Origin of the sequence: Edaphobacter flagellatus (assembly GCF_025264665.1) — a bacterium.
GTDB classification, from domain to species: domain Bacteria; phylum Acidobacteriota; class Terriglobia; order Terriglobales; family Acidobacteriaceae; genus Edaphobacter; species Edaphobacter flagellatus.
Map to the genome: position 1 here is coordinate 3,334,609 of NZ_CP073697.1, position 11,939 is coordinate 3,346,547.

Here is an 11,939-nt window from a genome sequence, read left to right on the forward strand (position 1 = left end):
CTACGGAAATAGGATTCATTCGTGAATATCAACGTCCGCGAGAAGTTGTCCTTGCAGGCGCTTCGCCACTTTTCTTAGAGCCCTAGCTCGACTGAGAACAAATTTTTTAGTGCTTAGCATCCGATCAACTCCCGTGCCGCTGCTGGCAACATCTTCAACAGCAGATATCTCTCTAGCCCAAACAACGATGCAACTTCGTAACCTTCGATCAGATCACCGTCCATTTGGTCCGGCGTAACCCGCAGCTCTCTATGAAGTACCGCTTCCAATACATTTACCGTATCGGTCAAAGACCGGGGCGGTGCCGCCAGATGTGAATCCTCACTCGTGCTATGGTGCACACGGCAAATTTTTGTGTCCGCTACTCAACGAACATATAATGGCAGCCGCTGTTATCTTCGCTACGATTGAACCCGGCAATCTTTCTGCAGAAAGCTCTACCTTCGATCAAGAGTTGAGAATTTGCCCTGCTGCATCTGTCCAAGTGTTTGAGACGGTTTAGATGAAAGAGCAATGCTCACCAGAATCCAATACGGCCTGAGCTCGGAGGAATTATGGGTATATCTGGACTAATCGAAGGCTATGCAGAAATGCCGCACCGAAGCACTACATCCTCCGTCGAGCTCTTTATAGATGGAAAGATGGTTGCTGCAGGGCAGGATAAATTGCTTCTCGAGGTTATTCTCCGGGAGAAAGAAATTCCCCATATCTGCTACCACTCACCTCTTATGGGGCCGATTCAGACGTGTGACACCTGCATTGTGGAGGTCGACGGAAAGCTCGCTCGCGCTTGTGGCACCAAGGTCACGGCGGGTATGCAGGTTGATACGGAATCGAAGCGTGCAAAAGATGCCAGAGCCGAGGCGTTCGATGTCATCCTGGGCAATCACATGCTCTATTGCACTGTATGCGATAACAATAACGAGAATTGCCGCGTTCATAACACGGCACTGGAACTCAATGTCCAGCATCAGGAGCACTCCTTCAAACCAAAGCCGTACGAAGTGGACATGTCCAATCCGTTCTATCGTTATGATCCCAGCCAGTGCATCCTTTGCGGTCAATGCGTACAGGCTTGTCAGACCGTAGAGGTCAACGAGACTCTTTCGATCGGCTGGGAGCTTGAGCATCCGCGCGTGCTTTGGGATGGTGGCATGCAGATTGCCGGATCAAGCTGTGTCTCTTGTGGCCACTGCGTCACGGTCTGCCCGTGCAATGCCTTAATGGAGAAATCTATGCTTGGCGAGGCTGGGTTTCTGACCGGACTCCCGAAAGATGCTCTGAACAAGATGATCGATGTGGTAAAAGCCGTTGAGCCAGAGATGGGATACGGCGCGATCATGCAGGTTTCACAGGTCGAATCCAAGATGCGCGAAGAACGAATCAAGCGGACAAAGACTGTATGTACCTATTGCGGGGTCGGATGCAGCTACGATGTCTGGACAAAAGAACGTAAGATCCTCAAGATCGAACCTCTACATGGTGATGCGAATCAAATCTCTACTTGCGTCAAGGGTAAGTTTGGGTGGGATTTCGTAAATCACGAGGACAGACTGCAGAAGCCTCTGATGCGCGAAGGCGATACTTTCCGTGAAGCCAGTTGGGATGAAGCCCTGAATTTTGTCACAACGAAACTGAGCAGCATCAAACAGCAGTATGGACCAGATTCGATTGGTGTAATCGTCTCCTCGAAGACGACGAACGAAGATGGTTTCCTGATGCAGAAGTTCGCACGAGCCGTCATTGGTACAAACAATGTCGACAATTGCTCACGATATTGCCAATCGCCGGCCACGATGGGATTGTTCCGCACGGTGGGCTATGGAGGCGACTCTGGCTCCATTAAGGATATTGGTAGTTCACGGCTGGTAGTTATCATCGGTGCCAATACGGCGGAGAGTCATCCGGTCCTGGCGACTCGAGTTAAGCGGGCTCACAAACTGTTCGGGCAGAGATTGATTGTTATTGACCCCCGCGAAAATGAGATGGCGGAGCGCGCCGACATTCATGTTCGCCCTCGTCCCGGAACAGATCTGGTATGGATCTCCGCAATGAGCCGCTACATGTTTGATAACGGCTTAGCCAGACTAGACTTTCTTGACAAGTGGGTCCACGGCGTGGACGAGTTCCGAAAAAGTCTTGAGCCTTTCACCATGGATTACGCCTCCAGAACCTGCGAAATACCGATTGAAACACTGAAGCGTGTCGCGCAAGAGATTGGCAAATCCGAGAGCACCTGCATTCTTTGGGCTATGGGCATCACCCAGCACACGTCGGCATCCGATGAATCCACGGCAATTTCCAATCTGCTCCTGGTTACGGGGAACTATATGCGTTCTGGCGTCGGCGCCTACCCCTTGCGTGGACACAACAATGTACAAGGGGCAAGCGATATAGGCGCCATGCCCGACCGGTACCCTGGATATCAGTTTGTGAATGATCCGGCGATTCAGGAACGGTATGAGAAGCGCTGGGGAGTCAAACTATCTCCAACACGCGGATTGGATAACCATCAGATGGTGGAAGCCATACACGAGGGAAAGCTGCGTGCGGTTTACCTGTCAGGAGAGGACATGATCTCGGCGGACTCGAATGCAAATGTCGTAGGGGCTGCGTTTGAGAAACTAGATCTCTTCGTTGTGCAGGACATTTTTTTCAGTGAAACCTGCCGTTACGCGGATGTCATACTCCCTGGAGCACCTGCTCTTGAGAAGGATGGGACCTTCACCAATACCGAACGGAGGATTCAGCGTCTGTATCAGGCCATCCCTGAATTAGGAGATTGTAAGGCTGATTGGAAGATTACCCAGGAGATTGCCAACCGAATGGGAGCAAACTGGAACTATCAGCATCCCTCGGAGATCATGGATGAGTTGGCCTCGCTGTCTCCTCTATACGCTGGCGTGAACTATGAACGCCTGGAGGGGTATAAGACGCTGCAATGGCCTGTCGCGCCAGATGGCACTGATGAGCCGATTCTTTACCTGAATGGCTTTGCCTTTCCAGACAAAAAAGCCCGGCTCTTCCCGGTTGCTTTCCATGAGCCGGACGAAAAACCAGACAGAGATTTCGATCTTTTCTTGAACAATGGTCGCTTACTGGAACACTTCCATGAAGGAAATATGACCTATCGGGTCAATGGTATTCGCGAGGAAACTCCGGAACCCTTTTTAGAGGTTTCAGAGGACCTGGCGAAGGAGCGTGGAATTGAATCCGGACGGTGGTTGCGCGTGACCAGTCGGCATGGTTCCCTGGTCATCAAGGCACTTGTCACAAAACGCGTTCATGGTAATCAAGTATTCATACCCCTTCTTTCGCGGAATGGCCCAATCAATGTTCTTACCGGATCCCATGCGGATCGAGCGACCAACACACCGGCATATAAGGAAACGGCGGTTAAAATCCATCTCCTGCCGGATATGGGAAGCAATCCGTTGAAGCCGTTGAATTTTCGCTACTCAGGAAAACCGACGCCGCAGCCGGGAGTGGAGGTCGAGAGAAAATGGAAGCGCAAAGACTACCACATGCCTGGCACGGAACCGTTAGTCCAAATTCAAATTGAGAAGTGATCCGAGAGGCCAAAGAGAGGAGGAGCTGACGATATGGCAAAACCGGTCGGCATAAAAGAGTTTACACCCCGTAATTCGCGCGACGACCTTATCCGCCGAGTAGAACACGCGCCGATGGAGCACGCAGAGGCGATTCTCGCTTCTTACGATCTACTCCAGCGACTGTATGATCGCGGCGTGATCGATCTATGTAATGGAATGCTCAGTGCTGGAGATGAAATTGTAGAAAAGATTGCCGATGTTGCGAGTTCGAAAGAAGCGGTTACAGGGCTTCGATTGGCCCTCATTTTCGGGAACCTGATGACTTCTATCGACCCGGCTAAAGTGCATATGGCATTGTCTGCCTCTGAACGTGACGCACCTCCGTCGCTATTATCGATCCTGAAACAGGCATCATCCAAAGATGCGCGTCGAGGACTCGCGGCTTCTGTCGGTTTACTGAATACCTTGGGTGCAGCTTTGAGTTCAAGCAGTGCCAAGGAATAAATGTGTTCCCCATGAGCATCCTCAATCAAGTGAGTGGTTTTGAATAATGCGGAAATCAATCCAACCGACTGTGGCTCATGATTCTCCTGCCGTCCGATGCTCACAGGCGGAGCGGGTAAGCGGCGTAAGAGTCGATAGCACGACAGAAACATTGGCCGTAGAAGAGCCGCTTGAGATTCAGCTCGGCTATGGGACGAGCGGAAGACGGACGACGAAGTCTATTTCCGTAACAATGCGTACGCCTGGCCACGATGTCGAGTTGGCAACAGGATTCTTGATGACTGAGGGGGTCGTGCGCGACGTTCATGATATTGCGCACGTCTCCCATGGGGAATACCGAGAAGACTGTTTACGAGGCGATGACATAGATCAGAACTCTGATCGGGCCATTCTCCCCCGACCCATAAAGAACAACACTGTTCGTGTCGATCTCTATCCAGACGTCTTGGTAAACCTCGCGAATCTGGAGCGGAACTTCTACATGACCTCCAGTTGCGGCATTTGCGGAAAGGCATCCTTGCTGGCATTACGATCTGTTTCTCCACCTCGTCGACGAAATGAATTCTCAATCGATGTTGATGTCCTTTATGCATTGCCTGATTGCATGCGGCGTCGTCAGTCTGTATTTGATCGAACTGGGGGGCTGCATGCCGCGGCTCTCTTCAGCGCGAAAGGAGAGCTGCTTGGCCTTCGCGAGGATGTGGGAAGACACAATGCCGTCGACAAACTGCTAGGGCGCGAGTTTCTGGCTGATCGCACTCCGCTGCGAAACGCCCTCATGCTTCTATCGGGGCGTGCGAGCTTCGAGCTACTGCAAAAAGCGGTGATGAGCGGCATTCAAATGATCGCTTCGGTTGGCGCACCCTCCAGCCTCGCGGTAGAAGTAGCAAAGGAGTTCGACATCGCGTTGGTGGGATTTCTGCGTGATGAGTACTTCAACGTCTACCACGGATCTGAGCATTTGAGTGGATTGGTCCCACAAGGGAGTAATGTCCTATGAAGCAGAGAATTGAGGGAGCTACCCGGAGGCTCCGAGTCTCTCGCTTTTAAAACGCGATTTCCGTTGGAACATTACCGAGAAGACGGCGATAATCGATCCCACTTTTGCTGGTTAGGGAAACTCTTTCAAATCGTTGATTTTATTGGTGGCCAGAGACGGGATCGAACCGCCGACGCCGGCCTTTTCAGGGCCGCGCTCTACCACTGAGCTATCTGGCCTTGGCAATCAAGCAAAACGCCTCATCGGGGATCGCCAAGAACGCCCGGGCGTACGTCTGTGCATCGGCCTTTTTCAGGGAGCTTGCTACCGGCAGGAAACCAGCAACTCAAACGCAAGACAAGTATACCAATCCTTGGCCAACTCTCCAACCCTAACCTCGCGCTATCCTGCTCATATCAAAATAATGATAAGGACGCCTTATGTTCCGTCCCTTGCTGAGCTTTGCCACTACCATCCTCTGCTTGTCGTCGGTTGCGTTATCCGAACCACCGAGACTTGTAACGCCTATTTCCACTCCGACGCTCCAGGAGCAGCGTGCCATTCGAGCCTTTGAGCAGGCTCGTAAGAATCCGCTCACACTCCATGCTTTCTTGGTCAATCTCCCTAAGGGAGGTGATCTTCATATGCATCTGGCCGGAGCCATCTACGCCGAGACCTTCATCCGTAACGCTGCCGAGGACGCTCTCTGCTATAGCCCCGCTATACGCAGTTTCTTCAAACCATCCGCCACGACACGCAGCATCCCCCCACAACCCGTTTGTGGAGAAGGGAACCGGCGTGCCGAAGATGCTTTTAAAGACCAGAAACTCTATGACGCAATGGTCGACGATTTCTCGATGCGGAGTTTTATTCCCTCCGCTTCGATTAGCGGACATGATCAGTTTTTTGCTACTTTTTCCCGTTATGGTGCTCTCAACCGTTCACACCATGGCGAGTGGCTGGATGAAGTCGCCACCCGCGCAGCTGCACAGAACGAGCAATACCTGGAAGTGATGGAGACGCCAGATTTCGCTGCAGCTGCGAAACTCGGATACTCCATCCCCTGGCCTGATACTGTGGCGAATTCTCTGGCAACAGATACCGGCGATACTTCCCGCCCAAGCAAGGTAGCTCTGGCAAAATTGCGCGATCAACTCCTAGCTGATGGACTACGTGATATTGTCTCTGCCAACAGGCAGGAATTCTCCGACGCGCTTGATTTACGCAATCGTATAGAGCACTGCAATACTTCGACAGCGGCTCCGGGTTGTTCCGTGACGGTTCGCTTCCTTTATCAGATTCTTCGAGGTTTCCCACCACAACAGGTTTTCGCACAGACTCTCCTGGGTTTTGAGGTTGTTCAGGCCGAGTTGAACTCCGGTCACCCCAACGTTGTCGGTATCAACTTTGTCATGCCTGAAGACGGCCACCTCTCTATGTCCGAGTATCACCGTCAGATGGTGATGCTCGATTATCTGCATAGCGTCTATCCAAAAGTTCATATCTCACTCCATGCCGGTGAGCTGGCTCCTAGCCTCGTTCCGCCTGATGGTCTTCGCTTCCACATCCGCGAAGCCGTCGAGCTTGGCCACGCGGAGCGCATCGGTCACGGCGTCGATGTCATGTACGAGACACGTCCTAACGAGCTGCTCAAAGAGCTGGCCGTACATCACATCATGACCGAGATCAATCTCACCTCGAACGACGTCATTCTCGGCGTCACGAAGGATTGGCACCCATTGCCGGTCTACCGCGCTGCTGGGGTTCCCGTTGCTCTCTCGACCGACGATGAAGGTGTATCTCGCATCGACATCACGCATGAGTACACACGCGCTGTGCTCGACTTCTCGCTCTCCTATCTCGATCTCAAGCGTATGGCGCGGACCTCGATAGAGCACAGCTTTCTCTCTGGGCCCAGCTTATGGGCGCAATCTGACAACTTCACGATTGTGAATGTCGCCTGCAAGGCTGATCGACTCGGCTCAGCCAACCCCTCACAAGCATGCCACGCATTTCTTCAATCCAGCGAACGGGCTCAAGAGCAGTGGCAGCTCGAACACCGCTATCAAGTCTTTGAATCCAGCCTCCCGTAGCCAATCGGGGGATATGCCTTTACTATGATGACCGTGCGAACTCACGTCCTTCTTGCTCTTGCTCTGTTTGTGTCCGTGGCTCAGGCCCAAAAAGTGACGCTCCCTCTCTGGCCCCAGGGTGCGCCTGAACCCTATACCGGCGGCCCGGAAACAGAGACCACAAAGCCTACGGATCGAATGGTTGCGGGCAAACCTGTTCAGCGGCCAACCAATATCAGCAATCCCATACTCGCTTTTTACCCCGCACAGGGAGCTCATAAGAGTGACGCGATGGTTCTCGTCTTTCCCGGCGGGGGGTATCGCATCCTCGCGCACGATCTTGAAGGAACCGAAGTTTGCGCTTGGCTCAACTCCATTGGAGTTAATTGTGGTCTGGTCAAATACCGCGTTCCCATCGACAAGCGTTTCCCGGATGACACACGCGATATCGAAGACGCACAACAGGCCATGCGGATTGCTCGATCCCACGCTGCTGAATGGCATATCGATCCCCACCGCATCGGGGTTCTCGGCTTCTCTGCTGGAGGTCATCTCGTCGTGATCCTCGGCAACCATCCCGACTTTAAACGCCCCGGCGAGCCTCCTTCTGACTCTTCTATCAATGCCCGTCCTGATTTCGTCATCGGCATCTATCCTGCCTACCTTGCCGAGCCACCTGCGCTCACACAGCTTTCAAAAGGCATTGAACCTTCCGCGCAAACCCCGCCAACATTTCTGCTTCAGGCTGCTGACGATCCGGTCCATGTCGAAAACGTCCTCGTCTATGCCGAAGCGCTCAAGCAGGTCAAAGTTCCTGTCGAATTGCATGTCTACGCCGAAGGCGGTCATGGCTATGGACTCCGCCTCACATCGCTTCCTGTAACGCAGTGGCCATCGCTGGTCGAGACCTGGTTGCACACGATCAGCATCCTTCCCGTTAAGATGAATTAGGAAGTCCGCATTTCATATCCGTACGCTCAGGAAGGCATCGCATGAAGAAAGTTCTTGTCACCTTCGCCCAGTTCCTGCTTTTCCTTTTAGCCTTTGCGGTCGGCAGCTTCCTCCATCCGTTCAACCTCCACTGGGCGACAACCACTGCTGATTCAGGAGCCACGCGATATTTTGTTGCCGATGGACTCCTCCTCTCGCTTGGTATCTTCGTCGCTTTCCTTGCGATACAGGCCATTCGTAAACGCACCTGCGATACCCCGTGGACGATTGTTGCCTTCCTTCTCTCGACGGCGATCGGCTATGCCATCAAGCTTGGCTTCGTCACCCGCGAACTATAAAGACGCCTAAGAAACATGTCTCAGACGACACATCCAACAGATATCTTTGCTCTCCTCCGCGAGGCGCAGCATCAGCTCGATCAGGGATTCGCTACACTCCCTGCAGCATCCACGCCCGCACTTGATCCTGATGCGGAAGCAATCCTGAATGAAGCTGCAGAGCGCTTGCATGATAACTATCCCTATGCGCATCCGCTTTACGCGGGCCAGATGCTCAAGCCGCCGCACCCCATCGCGCGCGCGGCGTACGCACTTGCGATGTCGGTCAACCCAAATAATCATGCTTTAGATGGAGGGCGTGCCAGCTCCGCGATGGAGGTCGAAGCCGTCGCTGCGTTGGCGACAATGTTCGGCTGGCCGCAGCATCTTGGTCATCTCACCAGCGGGGGGACCTTCGCCAATCTGGAAGCACTCTGGGTTGCCGGTCAGTTAGCACCTAGTAAGAAGATCGTTGCATCCGACCAGGCTCACTACACGCACTCCCGCATTTCATCGGTTCTCGGCCTGCCTTTCGTCGCTGTTTCATCAGACAACAACGGCTGTATGGACCTCCATGCTCTGGAACAGCTTCTCCGCAGCGGTGAAGTCGGCACTGTTGTCGTCACGCTTGGAACGACAGCCATCGGCTCGGTCGACCCACTCGACCGGATTTTCGCTCTGCGCGACCAATACTCCTTCCGCATCCATGTAGACGCGGCCTATGGAGGCTATTTCACTCTTGCTGGCAATCTCGCACCCGCCACGCGAGCCGCTTATGATGCGATTCCGCAAGCCGACTCGATTGTCGTCGATCCACACAAGCATGGTCTCCAGCCCTACGGATGCGGAGCCATCCTGTTTCGCGATCCTACGGTTGGGCGCTTCTATAAGCACGACTCACCCTACACCTATTTCTCCTCCAAAGATCTTCACCTTGGTGAGATTTCTCTCGAGTGCTCCCGTGCCGGAGCCTCGGCTGTTGCCCTCTGGACCACTCAGCGTTTACTGCCGTATACCAGCGGCGGCAAATTTGCGCGGGGTCTGGAAGATGGCCGTAATGCTGCACTCGAACTCAATCGTCGCATTGTGGCAGATGCACGATTTATTGTCCCAATCTCTGGACCTCAGCTTGATATCGTCTTCTGGACCGTGCGCTCCAGCCAGCAGACTCCCGAGGCGTCCTCGGCACTTGCCAGCCGCATTTTCGATGAGGCAGCTCATTTCGACCTCCATCTCGCCCTGGCCAGCCTGCCTATCCATCTCTTCCCAACGGAGACCTTCCCTGGCCATTCCAGCGGTTACGTTACGTGCCTTCGTTCCGTCCTGATGAAGCCCGAGCATCTGGCCTGGATCGATGCCATCTGGCAGCGCCTGGACCAGGCGACTGCCCATGTTCTGGTGGAACCAATCTAGCTACGCGCTGTTGGCGGCTCCTTTGGGAAATGGACTCCAGCGGTTGCCGATCGAGTATGCAAGCCCTGTGCTTTCAAGAATTCACCTGGGATTTCCACCGTTTTTCGCCTGTCAATCCCCCCTCAGCATCAACCGAAATCACTAAATTCTTATATCTCAGTGTCACAAACCCTTTGGTACACTCACGCCTAAGAGGCTCAGTACCGCGGCTTTCCAGAGCGTCTCAAGTTACCGTTGCCGCGGCCCTTTCAACCCGTTTTTCAAAGGAATTACCCGCGCATGAGTTCTCCCCTTTCCGCTGTTTCTGCAGTCGCCCCGGATCTCTCTCGCCGCAGCATAGCTTATTTTTCCATGGAGATTGCGCTCTCCCCAGCCCTGCCTACCTACTCCGGCGGCCTCGGGATGCTCGCTGGAGATACTCTCCGCTCTGCTGCCGATACCTCCGCACCGATGGTCGCGATCACGCTTGCTCACCGCAAAGGCTATTTCCGCCAGAAACTCTCTGATATTGGCCAGCAGACCGAAGCCGATGTTCCATGGTCGCCTGAGACTCTGCCGTCTGCGGGACACACCGTCACCATTACCATTCAGAACCGCCCCCTGCAACTTCAGGCTTGGCGCTTTGATGTCGTTGGTACGACCGGACACATCGTACCCGTCTATCTGCTTGATGCCGACGTCGAAGGCAACGACTCATGGGACCGCCACCTCACCGATCACCTCTATGGCGGTGATACCTACTATCGACTCTGTCAGGAGGCCATCCTCGGCCTTGGCGGTATCGCTCTCCTGCAGGCCCTCGGCGTGACCCCCGAGGTTTATCACATGAACGAGGGGCATGCCGCTTTGCTCACGATCGGCTTGCTTGAGCACCGTGTCGCCCAGCGCATCGCTGGTGGCTCTCTTGCTCAGGCTACGAACGAAGATCGTGAGGCTGTCCGCCAACTGTGTGTCTTTACCACCCATACTCCTGTCCCTGCGGGCCACGACCAGTTCGGCACCGACCAGATGTATCAGGTTCTGGGCCACGATCGCGGCGCTGCTGTTGAGGCGGCCGGTGGTATCCACAATGGCCTCATGAATATGAGTTACCTTGCGTTGTCACTCTCCCGCTACGTCAACGGAGTGGCTATGCAGCATGGCAAGGTCTCCCAGGTCATGTTCCCCGAGTACAAGGTGCACTCCATTACCAACGGAGTACACGCCGCTACCTGGCTCTCGCCTTCTTTTCAGGATCTCTTTGACGACGAAATCCCCGATTGGCGCACTGACAATCGCTACTTCCGTTCCGTGTATGGCATTGATCCGGCACGTATCTCCGCCTGCCACATTAAGAACAAGCAGAAGCTCTTCGCTACGCTCGCGCGCCGGACCGGACACTACTTTAATCCGTCAGTGCTGACGCTCGGCTTCGCGCGTCGTGTCGCTACGTATAAGCGTGCTGGCCTGCTTCTGAACGATCCCGCTCGCCTGGTTGCTCTTGCCGAAAAGATTGGCGGTCTTCAGATTCTTTACGCCGGAAAGGCTCATCCTGCTGACAACGCGGGCAAAGCGCTCATCCGTGATGTCTATGAAGCGGCAGTCAAACTTAACTCAGCATCGCTTAAGATCTACTATGTCGAGAACTACGACTGGGAACTTGGAGCCCTTCTGACGCAGGGTGTCGACGTCTGGGTCAATACCCCACGCCGCCCCTATGAGGCATCAGGAACTTCCGGCATGAAAGCCGCTTTGAATGGTGTTCCTTCGCTCTCGATTCTCGATGGCTGGTGGATCGAAGGCTGCGCCGAAAACACTACCGGCTGGGCTATCGAAGACGGAGAGACGGAGGCAGTGGAGGCCACCAGCCTCTATAACAAGCTTGAGAAAGCTGTGGCTCCGCTTTGGTCCAATCCCAACGCTTGGGCCAAACTCCAGCAGCACTGCATCGGCATCAATGGAACGTTCTTCAACACGCACCGCATGCTGAGCCAGTATCTCTCCAATGCCTATTTCCCCTACACCGACACGCAGACCCGAGTCGCTATCAACGCTGGACTCGAAAAGACGACAGACATAACACTGTTGGCTAAAGTCCGCAAATAAAGCAATTTTTATTGTGATGGTTAGAGATACCCCGGGGCCACACCCTCGGGGTTCTGATTTTTAAGCT

General features: G+C 53.9%; 8 protein-coding genes and 1 tRNA gene. 8 read left to right on the plus strand and 1 reads right to left on the minus strand.

What is annotated here, in order from left to right; all coding sequences use genetic code 11:
• The first annotated feature begins 554 nt into the window (after positions 1-554).
• The 3 genes from fdhF to fdhD are packed head-to-tail and all read left to right on the plus strand — an operon-like array spanning position 555 to position 5,055.
• Positions 555-3,569: a formate dehydrogenase subunit alpha gene (gene fdhF / locus KFE13_RS13895; RefSeq protein ID WP_390891574.1), complete on the plus strand. Its 3,015-nt coding sequence runs from the start codon at positions 555-557 to the stop codon at positions 3,567-3,569.
• A 33-nt stretch (positions 3,570-3,602) separates the two neighbouring features.
• On the plus strand, positions 3,603-4,055 hold the full coding sequence (locus KFE13_RS13900; protein WP_260703706.1) for a hypothetical protein: 453 nt from the start codon (positions 3,603-3,605) through the stop codon (positions 4,053-4,055).
• 46 nt (positions 4,056-4,101) lie between these two features.
• The gene (gene fdhD / locus KFE13_RS13905) at positions 4,102-5,055 is read left to right on the plus strand and encodes a formate dehydrogenase accessory sulfurtransferase FdhD (RefSeq protein ID WP_260703707.1); all 954 of its coding nucleotides are present in this window, start codon (positions 4,102-4,104) and stop codon (positions 5,053-5,055) included.
• A gap of 143 nt (positions 5,056-5,198) precedes the next feature.
• On the opposite strand, the gene KFE13_RS13910 is transcribed toward fdhD, so the two are convergent.
• A tRNA-Phe gene (locus KFE13_RS13910) sits at positions 5,199-5,273 on the minus strand.
• Between the two features lie 405 nt (positions 5,274-5,678).
• Between KFE13_RS13910 and KFE13_RS13915 the strand changes: the two genes are divergently transcribed.
• From KFE13_RS13915 to glgP, 5 genes are all read left to right on the plus strand, one after another.
• Positions 5,679-7,127 (plus strand): adenosine deaminase family protein, encoded by a 1,449-nt coding sequence (locus KFE13_RS13915; RefSeq protein ID WP_260703708.1) that lies wholly within the window; start codon positions 5,679-5,681, stop codon positions 7,125-7,127.
• A gap of 24 nt (positions 7,128-7,151) precedes the next feature.
• On the plus strand, positions 7,152-8,057 hold the full coding sequence (locus tag KFE13_RS13920; RefSeq protein WP_260703709.1) for an alpha/beta hydrolase: 906 nt from the start codon (positions 7,152-7,154) through the stop codon (positions 8,055-8,057).
• A gap of 41 nt (positions 8,058-8,098) precedes the next feature.
• On the plus strand, positions 8,099-8,395 hold the full coding sequence (locus tag KFE13_RS13925) for a hypothetical protein (RefSeq protein ID WP_260703710.1): 297 nt from the start codon (positions 8,099-8,101) through the stop codon (positions 8,393-8,395).
• Between the two features lie 15 nt (positions 8,396-8,410).
• Complete coding sequence (locus tag KFE13_RS13930) at positions 8,411-9,787, plus strand: pyridoxal phosphate-dependent decarboxylase family protein (RefSeq protein WP_260703711.1); 1,377 nt, start codon at positions 8,411-8,413, stop codon at positions 9,785-9,787.
• 279 nt (positions 9,788-10,066) lie between these two features.
• Positions 10,067-11,872 carry an alpha-glucan family phosphorylase gene (gene glgP / locus KFE13_RS13935; RefSeq protein ID WP_260703712.1) on the plus strand — a complete coding sequence of 602 codons (1,806 nt, stop codon included), beginning with the start codon at positions 10,067-10,069 and terminating at the stop codon, positions 11,870-11,872.
• Positions 11,873-11,939: the final 67 nt, after the last annotated feature.